General features: G+C 39.1%; 6 protein-coding genes. 3 read left to right on the top strand and 3 right to left on the bottom strand.

Annotated features, from left to right (window positions below; translation table 11 throughout):
• Positions 1-10 precede the first annotated feature (10 nt).
• From ACFO3N_RS04205 to ACFO3N_RS04195, 3 genes are all read left to right on the top strand, one after another.
• Complete coding sequence (locus ACFO3N_RS04205; RefSeq protein WP_379795440.1) at positions 11-10,384, top strand: T9SS type B sorting domain-containing protein; 10,374 nt, start codon at positions 11-13, stop codon at positions 10,382-10,384.
• 138 nt (positions 10,385-10,522) lie between these two features.
• On the top strand, positions 10,523-11,440 hold the full coding sequence (locus ACFO3N_RS04200; RefSeq protein ID WP_379795438.1) for a PorP/SprF family type IX secretion system membrane protein: 918 nt from the start codon (positions 10,523-10,525) through the stop codon (positions 11,438-11,440).
• A 12-nt stretch (positions 11,441-11,452) separates the two neighbouring features.
• Positions 11,453-13,396, top strand: coding sequence for an OmpA family protein (locus ACFO3N_RS04195; protein ID WP_379795436.1), 1,944 nt, complete (start codon positions 11,453-11,455; stop codon positions 13,394-13,396).
• A 119-nt stretch (positions 13,397-13,515) separates the two neighbouring features.
• Here ACFO3N_RS04195 and ACFO3N_RS04190 read toward each other — a convergent pair whose 3' ends face one another.
• The 3 genes from ACFO3N_RS04190 to ACFO3N_RS04180 all read right to left on the bottom strand — a co-directional run bounded on the left by ACFO3N_RS04190 (position 13,516) and on the right by ACFO3N_RS04180 (position 16,003).
• Complete coding sequence (locus ACFO3N_RS04190; RefSeq protein ID WP_379795434.1) at positions 13,516-14,022, bottom strand: CAP domain-containing protein; 507 nt, start codon at positions 14,020-14,022, stop codon at positions 13,516-13,518.
• A gap of 184 nt (positions 14,023-14,206) precedes the next feature.
• Entirely contained in the window at positions 14,207-14,851 is a 645-nt protein-coding gene (gene pdxH, locus ACFO3N_RS04185) for a pyridoxamine 5'-phosphate oxidase (RefSeq protein ID WP_379795433.1), read from the bottom strand.
• Positions 14,852-15,097: 246 nt separating this feature from the next.
• Positions 15,098-16,003, bottom strand: coding sequence for a ribonuclease Z (locus ACFO3N_RS04180; RefSeq protein ID WP_379795431.1), 906 nt, complete (start codon positions 16,001-16,003; stop codon positions 15,098-15,100).
• Between the last annotated feature and the right edge of the window lie 4 nt (positions 16,004-16,007).

Below are 16,007 nucleotides of genomic sequence, written 5' to 3'. Positions count from 1 at the left end.
AATTTTTAATATGAAAAACTTTACTTTCGAAAAAAGAATAAAAATCCTTCTAAGTTTTCTATTAAGCATTTTGTTTCTTAATGTTTATGCTGGAGAAGGAAGCAAACAAACAACTCCTGACATTAATCATAGGGCTTCACTTGCGATAAACAATAGCACTTATGGAAGTTTTGGTAGATATGGTTCGACAGATGCACAGAGATTGTACATTAGAATTCAAAATCCAAATAGCGAAAAAGTATATTTAGGTTTTAGTAGAGCTAGAAGATCAAGTCCAACTGGAACTGAAATTAATTCTAGATTTAGAATCATAAGACCTGATGGAAGTGTAGCATATGCAAACTACACTTTGGATGGTACCTCATCGAACATAAACGGTACTGAAAGCCAAAGACTTGCAAGAGCTCAAAATGGTCCAAATGGTATCGACGGAGTGACTTCTGCTGGATATACACCTATAGTTTTTAATCCAAATGGCATGCCTGCCGGTGATTACTATATCGAATTTGAGAGCACAACTGATGGTAGCAGTACCGAAATTTACTATAACTATTACGATATTACAGTTGCCAATAGTTCAAACAAATCAATTCCTGGACGTATTTATTCAAAACGTTGGGCTTTTGCAATGGATGATGTTGAAACTGATTTTAATGGTGCTTTTTATGTTTTCGCCCCAGATAACGGTTCTACAACTGGAGCTGTTACTCAAAACGGTTTTGTAAATAAAATTAATTTTAATGGTGCTGGTTTTAGACCTTGGTATTTTAATGTGGCTTTTAATAATACAGGCCCTGGAAATTCAGGAAATGCGGCTAATGATCAAAAAAGTATTTACAACGCACCGAATGCTACACAAATGAGTCCGAAATATGAGGTTTTCTTAAATGATCCTGATATTAATATATGGAAAAATGGAACTTATAACGGCAATATCCAAATTAACGGTATTACCAATTGTGGTATTGGTGAAAGTAACATAAACATCAGTGTTTTTAAAAGTGGAACTATCGAAATACTTCTTGACTTTAACGGTGGAGATGGAATTTATACTCCAGGCACAAAAGATGTATTAACTACCCAAACTGTTACAGCATCTGGAGCTCCTCCTTATGCCGTAAGTGTTCCTTGGAATGGAAAAGATGGTTTAGGAAACACTATAGCACAAGGCACCTCAATACCAATAGTAGTTACTTTTGGACAAGCTGCTTTCCATTTCCCGATATATGATGTAGAAGAAAATCAATATGGCTTCTCTTGTACTACGGTTAGACCTGCGGCTCCATCTGGATATGTTTTAAAATTCTATTGGGATGATAGCAACATTACTTATACTGGAGGTACTTTTGACTCAAAATTAAATCTTACTGGCTGTACGCCAAACGGTACTCCTCCAAGCAATTGCCACAGATGGAATGGGTTTAATGATAATAATAATGGTTCTCCTCAATATGGAAATTTAAATACCATAAACACTTGGTGGTATGCCAATCGAGACTTTGTAACTTCTAATATCGTTTTACCTCCATTTTACACTGTTGCTCTAGGAACAACAAGCAATGTTACTTGTTTTGGTGGTAATGATGGTAAAATTCAGATTAATGTAACAAACGGAACTGGTCCGTTTAAGTATTACATTAACGGAGAAACAACTGTAAATACTTTACAAAGTTTACCTGCTGGAACTTATAACATTAAAGTTGTTGATGCAAATGGTTGTTCTGCAAATATTAATGGCGTTGTCATTACACAACCTGCTACCGCAGTAACTGTTGCCAAAACCTCTCAAACTGATGTGTTATGCTTTGGAGCTTCAACTGGAGCTATTAACATAACAGCCACTGGAGGTGTGGGACCGTATACTTACGATTGGGCCGATCTTGCAGGAACAACCGATCCTGAAGACAGAACTGGACTTATTGCCGGAACATACACCGTAACCGTAAAAGATTCTAAAGGATGTACTTCTGCGCCTCTTACTGTGACCATAACACAATCAGGTTCTGCAGTAGCGGTCGCTAAAACTTCCCAAACTGACGTATTGTGTTTTGGCGCTTCAACTGGAGCTATTAACATAACAGCTTCTGGAGGTGTAGCACCTTATACGTACGATTGGGCTGATCTTGCGGGAACAACTGATCCTGAAGACAGGACTGCATTGCCTGCAGGAACTTATACCGTAATTGTAAAAGATGCCAACGGATGTTCTGCAGCGCCTCTTGCCGTTACAATTACACAGCCTGCTTCAGCAGTAGCCGTAGCTAAAACGTCTCAAACTGACGTATTATGCTTTGGATCTTCAACAGGGGCAATCAACATAACAGCTTCTGGAGGTGTAGCGCCATATACTTACGACTGGGCTGATCTTGCAGGAACGACTGATCCTGAAGATAGAACAGCATTGCCTGCAGGAACTTATACCGTAACTGTGAAAGATGCGAACGGATGTTCTGCCGCGCCGCTTTCTGTAACCATAACACAGCCTGCTTCAGCAGTAGCCGTGGCTAAAACTTCCCAAACCGATGTATTGTGCTTTGGCTCTTCAACAGGAGCCATCAACATAACAGCTTCTGGAGGTGTAGCGCCTTACACTTACGATTGGGCTGATCTGGCGGGAACCAATGATCCTGAAGACAGAACTGGACTTATTGCAGGAACTTACACCGTAACTGTGAAAGACGCAAACGGATGTTCTGCCGCTCCGCTTTCTGTAACTATTACACAGCCTGCTTCAGCAGTAGCCGTAGCTAAAACTTCCCAAACCGATGTATTGTGCTTTGGCTCTTCAACAGGAGCCATCAACATAACAGCTTCTGGAGGTGTAGCGCCTTACACTTACGACTGGGCCGATCTGGCGGGAACCAATGATCCTGAAGACAGAACAGCATTGCCTGCAGGAACTTATACCGTAACCGTGAAAGACGCAAACGGATGTTCTGCCGCGCCTCTATCTGTAACCATAACACAGCCTGCTTCAGCAGTAACCGTTGCCAAAACATCTCAAACTGATGTATTATGTTTTGGAGCCTCAACTGGAGCTATTAACATAACAGCCTCTGGAGGTGTCGGACCTTATACTTATGACTGGGCAGATCTTACAGGAACCACTGATCCTGAAGACAGAACAGGGCTTATTGCCGGAACTTATACCGTAACCGTAAAAGATTCTAAAGGATGTACATCTGCGCCTCTTACTGTGACAATTACACAATCAGGTTCAGCAGTAGCGGTCGCTAAAACTTCCCAAACTGATGTATTATGCTTTGGAGCTTCAACTGGAGCCATCAACATAACGGCTTCTGGAGGTGTAGCGCCATATACTTACGACTGGGCTGATCTTGCAGGAACTACTGATCCTGAAGACAGAACAGCATTGCCTGCAGGAACTTACACCGTAACCGTGAAAGACGCAAACGGATGTTCTGCAGCTCCTCTTGCCGTTACAATCACACAGCCTGCTTCTGCAGTGGCCGTGGCTAAAACTTCACAAACTGACGTATTATGTTTTGGAGCTTCAACAGGAGCCATCAACATAACAGCTTCTGGAGGAGTTGCGCCTTACACTTACGACTGGGCTGATCTTGCAGGAACGACTGATCCTGAAGACAGAACAGCATTGCCAGCAGGAACATACACCGTAACCGTGAAAGATGCAAACGGATGTTCTGCCGCACCTCTTGCCGTTACAATTACACAGCCTGCTTCAGCAGTGGCCGTAGCTAAAACGTCTCAAACTGATGTATTATGTTTTGGATCATCAACAGGAGCCATCAACATAACAGCTTCTGGAGGTGTAGCGCCTTATACCTACGACTGGGCCGATCTTGCGGGAACCAATGATCCTGAAGACAGAACTGGACTTATTGCAGGAACTTACACGGTAACCGTAAAAGACGCAAACGGATGTTCTGCAGCTCCTCTTGCCGTTACTATAACACAGCCTGCTTCTGCAGTGGCCGTGGCTAAAACTTCACAGACAGATGTATTGTGTTTTGGCTCTTCAACAGGAGCGATTAACATAACAGCTTCTGGAGGTGTAGCGCCTTATACGTACGACTGGGCTGATCTTGCGGGAACTAATGACACTGAAGACAGAACTGCATTGCCTGCGGGAACTTATACTGTAACTGTAAAAGACGCAAACGGATGTTCTGCCGAACCTCTTGCCGTTACAATTACACAGCCTGCTTCAGCAGTAGCTGTAGCTAAAACGTCTCAAACTGATGTATTGTGCTTTGGAGCATCAACAGGAGCCATCAACATAACAGTTTCTGGAGGTGTAGCGCCTTATACGTATGACTGGGCTGATCTTGCGGGAACGACCGATCCTGAAGACAGAACAGCATTGCCTTTCGGAACTTATACCGTAACCGTGAAAGACGCAAATGGATGTTCTGCCGCACCTCTTTCTGTAACCATTACGCAGCCTTCTTCTGCAGTAGCCGTAGCTAAAACTTCTCAAACTGATGTATTGTGCTTTGGAGCTTCAACAGGAGCCATCAACATAACAGCTTCTGGAGGTGTAGCGCCTTATACGTATGACTGGGCTGATCTTGCGGGAACTAATGATACTGAAGACAGAACTGGACTTATTGCAGGAACTTATACTGTAACTGTAAAAGATGCAAACGGATGTTCTGCCGCGCCTCTTGCCGTTACAATTACACAGCCTGCTTCAGCAGTAGCCGTGGCCAAAACGTCTCAGACTGACGTATTATGCTTTGGCTCTTCAACAGGAGCCATCAACATAACAGCTTCTGGAGGGGTTGCTCCTTACACTTACGACTGGGCTGATCTTGCAGGAACTACTGATCCTGAAGACAGAACTGCATTGCCTGCAGGAACTTATACCGTAATTGTAAAAGATGCAAACGGATGTTCTGCCGCGCCTCTTGCCGTTACCATTACACAGCCTGCTTCAGCAGTAGCCGTAGCTAAAACGTCTCAAACTGATGTATTGTGTTTTGGCTCTTCAACAGGGGCTATCAACATAACAGCTTCTGGAGGTGTCGCGCCTTACACTTACGACTGGGCTGATCTTGCAGGAACTACTGATCCTGAAGACAGAACTGGACTTATTGCTGGAACATACACTGTAACTGTAAAAGATGCCAACGGATGTTCTGCAACGCCACTTTCTGTAACTATTACACAGCCAGGTGCTTCTTTATCATGCTCTGTTATACAAAATAAACCAGTAACTTCTAATGGCTTAAGCAATGGTGAGGCAACTGTATCTCCAATTGGGGGTACTCCTACTTACACTTACTTATGGGATAATGGCGAGAATACACCTAAAGCAGTAGCTCTAAATGCAGGAACACATAGCGTAAAAGTTACGGATGCAAATGGCTGCTTTACAGAATGTACTGTTTTAATTACAGAACCTAATGTCCTTTCATGTAGTATTTCGCAAGATAGCGCTGTAAAATGTTATGGAGGGAATACTGGTAAAGCGACGGTAACAGCTGTGGGCGGTAACGGAGAGTATACTTACCTTTGGGATAATGATGAAACAACTGCACAAGCAGTTGCTTTAACAGCAGGTTTACATTCTGTAAAAGTTACTGACAAATTAGGATATACTACAACATGCGAAATAACAATTGGTCAGCCTCAAGCTCCTTTAAGCGCAACAACAACGCAAGTTAATGTAGCTTGTGGAGGTGGAACAACAGGTTCTGCAACTGTTATACCATCTGGCGGAACAAGTCCTTACACTTACTCTTGGGATACTAATCCTGTTCAGACAGATGCTACAGCTACAGGACTAAAAGCTGGAACTTATAATGTTATGGTTAAAGATGCTAACTTATGTACCATCGTAAAAACTGTAATTATTATTGATGGAGATTCCGTTATACCTGTTATAGATCCGCTACCTTCAGTTTCTACTATCAATTGTCCAGCAGAGCCAGTTTTTGCGCAGGCAACAGCAACTGATGACAACGGAACTATCTCTTCATTGACTTATGAAGACACTACTACAGAAGGAAATTGTGCCGGAACTTATACCAAAACAAGAACATGGATCGCTAAAGATGCTTGTGGAAATGTTTCACTTCCTGTAAGCCAAACCATAATTGTGCAAGACAATTCTGCTCCAACTTGGACAACTCAAGCCGCATCTTTAGACAAAACTATAGAATGCAGTGACGAACAGGCTTTAGCAAATGCTCAATCTTTATTCCCAATAGCTAATGATACTTGTGACAGTGATGTTTCTAATATCACTAAAGTAAGCGGACAGTTTGTAGCTTCTGAAGGATGTGGAAACGCAGGAACTTACACCAACAATTGGACTGTAAAAGACGATTGCGGAAATACTTCTGAAACTTTCACTCAAATAATTACTATTCAGGATACAACTGCACCAACTTGGACAACTCAAGCCGGATCTCTAAATGCAACTTTAGAGTGCAGCGATACAGAAGGACTTGCTGCGGCTCAGGCTCAATTCCCAACAGCTTCTGACTTATGCGATACTGATGTTTCTAACATTACTAAAGTAAGCGGACAGTTTGTAGCTTCTGAAAACTGTGGAAATGCTGGAACTTACACCAACACTTGGACTGTAAAAGACGACTGTGGAAATACTTCTGAAACTTTCACTCAGATAATTACAATTCAGGATACAACTGCTCCAACTTGGACAACTCAAGCCGGATCTCTAAATGCAACTTTAGAGTGCAGCGATACAGAAGGACTTGCTGCTGCTCAGGCACAATTCCCAATTGCTTCTGACTTATGCGATACGGATGTTTCTAACATCACTAAAGTAAGCGGACAGTTTGTAGCTTCTGAAAACTGTGGAAATGCTGGAACTTACACCAACACTTGGACTGTAAAAGACGACTGTGGAAACACTTCTGAAACTTTCACACAGATAATTACAATTCAGGATACTACAAAACCAGCTTTCGTTGGCGAATTACCTTCGAATATTACGGTTTCTTGTGATGCAGTTCCAGAGCCATTCAATATGGAAGCTTCTGATAATTGTAACGGAGACTTGCCAATTGTTTTTAGTGAAACTAAAAGCGATATTAAAAACGAATGTGGTACAGAATATACCTTAACTCGCAACTGGTCAACAAGTGATTGTGGAGGAAATTCAATTTCTTATACTCAAATTATCACAGTAAGAGATACAACACCTCCAACAGGCACTGCACCAGCAGATGTTGCTAATCTGCAAAATGCTGCAGACATTCCAGCAGGAAGTCCAGAAGACATTAAAGATGCGGCTGATAACTGTAGTGGAACTGTAAATATTACTGTAAATGACACTAACAATGGAGGAACTGGATGTAATGGAGAATCTTACATTTTAACCAGAACTTATACCCTAACAGATTGTGCAGGAAATAAAACTGAATTGGTACAAACTTTTACAGTTGAAAACAAAGTTTCTGTGAGCGGTATACCTACCAATGTAAGCTGTAAAGGAGAAAGCAACGGTTCAATAGCTGTTACTAGCAGTCCTGGAGCTACTGTAGTGATTACAAACCAAAATAATGAGGTAGTTGGAAATACTAATTTACCAGCTGGAACATATACACTTACTGCAGCATCTGTAGTAAATGGCGAGAATCAAACTTGTACAGCAACTGCAACAGTTGTGATTACAGAACCAGATTATAGAGTTAAAATATCTGGACAAATCATAAATGTAGATACGAATGCTCCAATTTCAAATGTGCCTGTGACATTGATTCCTCAAGGAACAACTACTGGTCCAATACAAATGCGTATTACTGGTGCTGATGGAATGTACAGCTTTACAGGAATGCCTGCTGGAAGCTATTTGGTACAAGTTCAAGATGCTAATTTAAATAGTGCCCATCAATTATATCCTGTTGATTCAAGCTTGTTCTTTACTACTCTTGAAGAATGTGCTTTCCAAGTTCATAACTTTGAATACGGAAAATCGAACCTTCCAGTTCTTGGGGATTATGTTTGGTATGATCTTAACAATAACGGAATTCAAGATGAATGGTACGATGCCAATAATGATGGAGTGGTTACCAAAAACATTCCAGATTCAAATGGTTCTATTGATTATAGCCAATGGGAATGGATTGACCTTAACGGAGACGGAAGCTATACTGGCCCACAAAACAATGGCGAATTAAATGCCGCAGGTTTTGGAAATGCGTTAAGTGCCAATGTAATAATCGATGGTCCAAACGGATATCATGAAGAAGTTATAGTGGGTATCGAAGGATTCTGGAGAGATCGTCCAGAGACAGCAAATCCTTATGGAGACTATGCGATCAAATTGGTCAGAGATGCCAACTTTGATGCCGTGGCTGCTGCTTTAGGAGCAACTGGTTTAGTAAAAGTTCTTCCATCAATATCTGGAAAAAACATAACTGCTAAAACAAACAAATCGCAATTGCATACCGTTTGTAAAACAACAACAGACAGTGGTTATGTCGTAACGGTAACTCCAGAAGATTTAGTTCATTTAGATGCCGACTTTGGTGTAAGCTGTAAAGATTATAAAGATATTGTTGCCAATGATGATAGTGCTGGTCCAATTGCAGGTGTAAATCATACTACAACTAATGTATTAAATGTATTGCCAAATGATACTTTAGAAGGAAATGCCATAACTGCATCTGATGTTATCATTACAACTGTAACACCAAACGAGTTTTTACAATTAAATCCTGATGGTTCTGTTGATGTACTGCCAAATGCTCCTGTGGGAACACTATCATTGGTATATCAAATTTGCGAAGCCGATCAGACAGATAACTGCGACACTGCAACAGTTACAGTTACAATTGAAGCTCCAGTAATGACTGTTACAGCAACTTCAATATGTGTTAATGATGTTCCATATATTGATTATGTAGTAACAGCAGTAAACTTCATTCCTGCAAATGGTGTAACTATTGCTTGGGCAGACAGCAACAACAATGTCGTAACAACAATGAACAATTTACCATTAAGTGGTCGTGTATTGTGGCCAGGAGCGGTTGTAGACGAGCAAGGAAAAGGAATCGATTGGCCAGGCTGGATTTTTGAAAACAACAGATGGATTGAAGGAGCAGATGGATTTGAGAAATTACGTCCAACTACCAATGTAACTTTCACTGTTAATCCAAGTGAGACTATTACAATTAGTTATCCGCCTGCAGATCCTTATTGTACTGCAAGACCAACATTTGCAATAGTGGCTAATGATGATACTCCTGCACCAATAACAGCAAGTGCAACGCAAACTACTGTAGGGAACGTTTTAACTAACGATACATTAAATGGTAGCCCAGTAAATATAAATGATGTAACACTAACAACCACTATTCCGGATCCAAAAGGTTCAATATCTATTAACCCTGATGGAACTATAAGTGTTGCACCAAACACTCCAGGCGGTACTTACACTTTGACTTATCAAATCTGCGAAAAAGCTGATTTTGGAAATTGTGATACCGCAATTGTAACAGTAGTAGTTCTTGATCCGCCAGCACCACCTACTCCAGTAGTAGCGAATGATGACAACTTCAATAATATTGGATGTAATTCTTTTGGATTAGTAGGCAATGTATTGAGCAACGATGTAAAAGGAATAACTCGCGCATCACTTGAATTAGTAAACTTTACACTTCTTACAGAAGGTAACAATACTAAAACAGATCCAAACATTACTATTGACAATTCTGGAAACGTAAATGTATCCAGCCTAACACCTGCCGGTACTTATACTTATAGCTATAGAATCTGCGATAAATTAAGTTCTGAAAATTGTGACACCGCAACGATTACTATTATAGTAGTTCCAAATGGTGTTACTGAAACCAGATCGACAGCATGTAACGATGATTCAACATTGGTTAACTTAAGCAGCCTACTTCCTGAAGGAAGCCCTACAACAGGAGTTTGGCAAGATAAAAACAATACCAATGCGTTACAAGGAGGCATTCTTAATCCGTTTGGTTTAGCATTAGGCAATTACATTTTTGAATATGTAATAGCAGATCAAAACTGTCCAAGAAGCATAGTTTTAAACATGGAAATCAATGATGATTGTAAAGTCTTAGCTTGTGGTGATGTGTTAGTGCATAATGCTTTCTCTCCTAATGGTGATAACATGAACGATTTCTTCAAAATTGACAATATTGATGAACTAACTTGTTATCCAGGCAATACTGTTGAAATATATAATCGCTGGGGAATTCTAGTTTTTGAAACTTCAAATTATAACAATACAACAAATGCTTTTGATGGAACTTCAAGAGGAAGAACAACTGTTAAGCAATCTGACGGACTACCAACTGGAACCTATTTTTACATTATTACGTATAAATCTCTAGATGGAAACAACAATGTTCAAGATCATAAACTAGACGGGTATTTATATTTATCTAGATAGCAATTAGAATACGCTGCAAATAAATATTTGCAGCGTATTAAAAAATCTATAATTTTTTTGATTAATTCCAAAACACAATTAATTAAAAAACAATGATTTAAATAGTCAATAGTAATTATTAAATTAATAAAATCTACTATGAGAACAAAATTATTTTTCTTCGTCATTCTGTTAGTTACATGTTCAGGTTATGCACAGCAAGATGCGCAGTACACACAGTACATGTACAATACAATAGCCATAAATCCTGCCTATGCAGGTTCCCGTGGAGTATTTAGCGTATTTGGCCTTTACCGCACCCAATGGGTTGGTCTTGATGGAGCGCCAGAGACCAGCAGCTTCTCAATCAATACGCCAATAAACAACAGCAGATTAGGCATTGGAGCTTCATTGGTCAATGACAAAATTGGCCCTACAAATGAAAACAACATCTCCGTGGATCTGTCTTACACCATTCAGACCTCTGCAGATTTTAAGCTTTCGTTTGGTATTAAAGGAACGGCAAATATCTTCAATTTAGATGTAAACAAATTAAATCCTGCAGATCAGGGAGACCCTCAGTTTCAGGATTTAAATAGTAAATTCTCTCCAAACGTTGGAGCTGGAGTCTACTGGCATTCTGACAAAGCATACATTGGTTTGTCAGTTCCAAACTTTATTGAAACAAACCGTTACGACGACAATGATGTTGCTATTTATAAAGACAGAATCAATTACTACTTAATTGGAGGTTATGTATTCGATCTTGACAAATACCAGTATATAAAATTTAAACCCGCTGTTTTAACCAAAATGGTTCAAGGGGCACCATTGCAAGTAGATCTATCTGCGAATTTTATGTTCTATGATAAATTTATGATTGGTGCGGCCTACAGATGGAGCGCTTCATTAAGTGCTATGGTTGGATTTCAGATCACAGACGGACTTTATTTAGGTTACGGCTATGATCGGGAAACCACCAAATTGAACAATTACAATTCAGGTTCGCATGAGATATTCCTGCGTTATGAATTCTTCTCCAACAAAGGCAAAATGACAACCCCTCGTTTCTTCTAAAAATAAGGCATCATGAAAAACTATACACTACTTTTCGCTGCAATAATAGGCGCTTTTTCATTCGGCAGCTATGCCCAGCAGGCAAAAATAAATGCTGCAGACAAAAAATATGACAGCTACGCCTATGTCGATGCAATAAAGACTTATGAAAAAGTTGCGGCCAAAGGCTACAGATCTGAAAACATGTTTAAAAAACTGGGAAATGCCTATTATTTTAACTCAGATTTCCAGAACGCGGCTAAATGGTATGGCGAATTATTTGCCATGAATCCTAATCCTGAGCCAGAATACTATTTTAGATATGCGCAATCCCTAAAATCAACTGGAGATATGACAAAGGCCAATAAGCTCTTAGAAGATTTTAATGCCATTTCAAAAAATGACAATAGAGGAAAACTTTATAAAGAAGATCTAAACTATCTGGATCAGATAAAAGCAAATTCTGGGAGGTACCAGATAGAAGACGCAGGCATTAATAGCAAATACTCCGATTACGGGTCATTTGTATACAGCAACAAAATTTACTTTGCATCTGCTAGAGATACGGGAAATTTTGTGCAGCGCAAACACAAATGGACAGGAGAATATTTCACCAATATTTATAATGCTGATCTGGATCCCGCAACGGGAACCGCATCAAAAGTGAATAAATTTAAATCGGCTATTAATACCAAATTTCACGAAGCTTCTCCTGTTTTTACAAAAGACGGAAAAACAGTCTATTTTACCAGAAACAACTATATTGACGGCAAAAAAGGGAAGGACGAAAGTAAAGTCACCTTAATCAAGCTTTACAAAGCGGAGCTGGGAAAAGACAATAAATGGACTAACATTGTCGAGCTTCCATTCAACAGCAATAATTACAGCACAGCCCATCCGGCTTTGAGCCCAGATGAGAAAACGCTTTATTTTGCTTCAGACATGCCAGGATCTTTTGGAGAGTCAGATCTGTATAAAGTAACTATAAATTCAAATGGCGGTTATGGCCCTCCGCAAAATCTCGGAAACACGATTAATACGGAAGGAAAAGAAACGTATCCTTACTTAACTTCTGAAAACGAGATTTATTTTGCGTCTGACGGACATCCGGGTCTGGGAGGATTGGATGTTTTTGTCGCCAATATTGACAATAATGGAAAAGTAAGCAACATTCAGAATGTTGGGGCAGATGTCAATTCTTCAAAAGATGATTTTGCGTACATCATTGATCCTGAAACAAGAAGAGGATTTTTCACTTCCAACAAAGAGGGCGGACAGGGTTCTGATGACATCTACAGGTTCTTAGAAACCAGAAGGCTAAAATGCATCCAACAGCTGTACGGAATAATATCGGATGCCGAAACAGGAGTTGCGCTTCCAGGAGCAAAAGTCACTTTGTATGATGACCAGATGAACATTAAAAACTCTGCCGTTGCAGACGGTTTCGGATTATACACTTTTGATGTTGAATGCGGAAAAACCTATTTCGTAAGAGCAGAAAAACCTGAATTTGCTACAAAAGAAGTAAATATAACCATAGACAAAACAAGCGGCAAGACCAATCTTCCGATTGCACTTGAAAAATCAACTTGCAAGGTTACAGTCGGTGATGATTTAGGAAAATGTTTCGGAATCAAAATGATTTATTTTGATTTGGATAAATCAAATATTAGAACAGAAGCGGCGTTGGATCTAGAAAAAATACTCGTTGTTTTAAACGATAATCCAAGCATGAAACTGGATATCCGCTCGCACACAGACAGTAGGGCATCGCACCAGTACAACGAAGCGTTATCTGACCGTCGAGCCAAATCAACCATTCAGTGGCTCATTAAAAACGGAATAGCCCCAAACCGATTAACCGGAAAAGGATATGGCGAAACAGAATTGGTTAATAAATGCGCAGACGGCGTCCAATGTACAGAAGAAGAACATCAAGCCAACAGACGAAGCGAATTTATTATTACTGCTTTATAACCTAAAAAAAACACATAAACAAAAAAGCTGCCTTTATGGCGGCTTTTTTAAATTTAAAAAGTCGTTGCAATTCTATGAATCCCAACGACTTCTAAAAAACCAACCTGTTCAATATATTTTTAAAGCTTCACAAATATGTTAGTGTAGTATTTTTTTCCTGTAGCTGGATCTGTTGTTACAGATAACCCAAAATGAGTATAATCGCCAACTATATTTTCTTTGTGTCCTGGACTATCAAGCCAAGCTCTCACAGCGGCCTCTGGGGTTTTATAATTGTAGGCAACATTCTCTCCTACTCTTTTAGCTCCCAATACATTAGTCATATTAGTAGACCTAGCAACAAAATCGTTATGATCTACAACATTATTCTGAATCATATATTTATTATGCTCTTCACATTTATAAGATATATGATTAATTCTTTCCAGAGAATTTAAACCAATACTCAAACGGTATTCGTTTATTAATCTCATCGTCTCTATTTCGGTATCGTTGTAGGTGTAATTTGCAACAAGTGTTTCTGTTGGAGTAGAAGTTTCCAAGCCAGCTTCAGCGGAATCAGCAGAACATGCGTTCATTGCGACAAGAATCGCAATGAACAACATGGTGCGCATAATCTTTTTCATAATCATCAGCATTTTAGCGGTTTAAAGTAAATGTTGGGGCAAATCCTTTAAATTTATCTTTGAATAAATTCGTTCGTATTATTGTATACCAAACGTATTCAATTTACCGTTAAAGTGCAAAATTAATCGATGAAATGCATTTATTTTTTTATTTATTATGTAAAATTCTTACGTAAAACTACTTTTAAGAAGACAACCTTTCAATCTTCCAAGAAAAATCTGACTGGCTCGTGTAGCGAATTCTATCATGAAGTCTATTCGGTCTTCCCTGCCAAAATTCAACTTGTAATGGAGTTACAATATAGCCTCCCCAATTTTCGGGTCTGGGAATTGCTTTTCCTTCAAATTCAGTTTCTAGTTTTTTTAAGTTTTCTTCTAAAAAAGTTCTGGACGGAATCACTTCACTTTGCTTTGAAACAATCGCTCCAAGCTTACTGCCATCAGGACGAGAATCAAAATAATTATCTGAAATAATCTCAGATGTTTTCTGAGCTATTCCTTTTATAATAACCTGACGTTCCATTTCTTGCCAAAAAAAAGACAAACAAATATTTGGGTTGGCTTCTATTGCTTTTCCTTTCTCAGAATTGTAATTGGTATAAAAGATAAATCCTTCTTCCGAAAACTTCTTCAATAAAACTACACGAGCCTTTGGAAAACCATCCAATCCAATTGTAGAAACCGTCATGGCATTCACCTCCCCGCTTCCTCCAAAATCTTCAACCTCATGAAACCATCGGTTAAAAAGATTGATTGGATCTTCGGGGATACTACTTTCTAGCAATTCGCTTTTCTCGTAAGATTTTCTATAATTACTTAAATCGTTCATGACTTATGATTTTAGATTGTTGATTATTGTTTCAAGTTTCAGGTTTCAGGTTCACGGAATCTGAATATTAGATTGTCACACTGAGCGAAGTCGAAGTGCTTTTATAAATAGAACTTGATTTGCAAACGTGGGCTTCGACTTCGCTCAGCCTGACAAACGTAAAATGTTAAACCTGAAACAACCACATAAAAACTCATTCCCTTAGAACCTCAGCATCTCAGCATCTCAGAACCTTAGAACCTTAAATTAAAACTCAAAACTACGTCCATCATCTCCCAAAAGCACATTTGGGAAAACCGTTTCGGCTTCTTCTTTAAAACGCTCAATTCCGTCGTAACGTGTTGAATAATGACCTAAAATTAATTGTTTTACATTGGCTTTCAATGCAATATTGGCCGCTTCTTTTGCTGTAGAATGCAATGTTTTTTCTGCCAGTCTTGCTTCAGATTCCAGAAACGTAGACTCATGATATAAAATATCCGTATTCTCTATAATCGGAATGATCTCTTCGTTGTAAACCGTATCAGAACAGAAGGCATAACTTTTTGTTGGCGGCGGATCAAAAGTCAATTTTTTATTTTCAACTACAGTTCCATCATCAAGTGTGATATCACTTCCATTTTTAATTTTCTGATAATAAGCCACATGAATATCATAACGCTGAACTGCTTCAATATCTAGTTTTCTTTCATCTGGTTTTTCTTGAAACAGAAAGCCATTGGTATAAACACGATGCTTTAACGGAATCGTTTTTACAACAACTTTTTTATCTTCAAAAATAACTTCACTTTCTTTTGATTCTAATTCGTGGAAAAACAAAGAATAAGTTGTCCAAGATTCCGTCAATTTTAACTGAAGAAGAATTAATTCTTTAATTCCTTTTGGACCATAAACATGTAAATCGGTTGTTCTTCCCAAAAGAGAAAAAGTAGAAATCGTCCCAATTAATCCATACAAATGATCTCCATGAAGATGGGAAATAAAAATGTGATTAATTTTTGAGAATTTAATCTTATTCTTTCGAAGCTGAACTTGAGTTCCCTCTCCACAATCAATCAAAAACAATCGGTTTTTAATTTCTAGAACCTGTGAAGTCGGATTAGTAAGTGTTCTCGGAGTTGCGGCATAACAGCCAAGTATAGTAAGTTTCATTTTT

The organism is Flavobacterium chungangensis, from assembly GCF_042654045.1.
In the GTDB taxonomy this organism is placed as follows: Bacteria; Bacteroidota; Bacteroidia; order Flavobacteriales; family Flavobacteriaceae; genus Flavobacterium; species Flavobacterium chungangensis.
The sequence above is the reverse complement of the archived record's forward strand: the minus strand, read 5'-3'. Positions and strand labels throughout refer to the sequence as shown.

Excerpts from the sequence above, each read along its gene's own strand:
- ACFO3N_RS04195 (WP_379795436.1), top strand. The coding sequence starts at position 11,453 with ATGAAAAACTATACACTACTTTTCGCTGCAATAATAGGCGCTTTTTCA.
- ACFO3N_RS04205 (WP_379795440.1), top strand. The coding sequence starts at position 11 with ATGAAAAACTTTACTTTCGAAAAAAGAATAAAAATCCTTCTAAGTTTT.
- ACFO3N_RS04200 (WP_379795438.1), top strand. The coding sequence starts at position 10,523 with ATGAGAACAAAATTATTTTTCTTCGTCATTCTGTTAGTTACATGTTCA.
- pdxH (WP_379795433.1), bottom strand. The coding sequence starts at position 14,851 with ATGAACGATTTAAGTAATTATAGAAAATCTTACGAGAAAAGCGAATTG.
- ACFO3N_RS04180 (WP_379795431.1), bottom strand. The coding sequence starts at position 16,003 with ATGAAACTTACTATACTTGGCTGTTATGCCGCAACTCCGAGAACACTT.
- ACFO3N_RS04190 (WP_379795434.1), bottom strand. The coding sequence starts at position 14,022 with ATGAAAAAGATTATGCGCACCATGTTGTTCATTGCGATTCTTGTCGCA.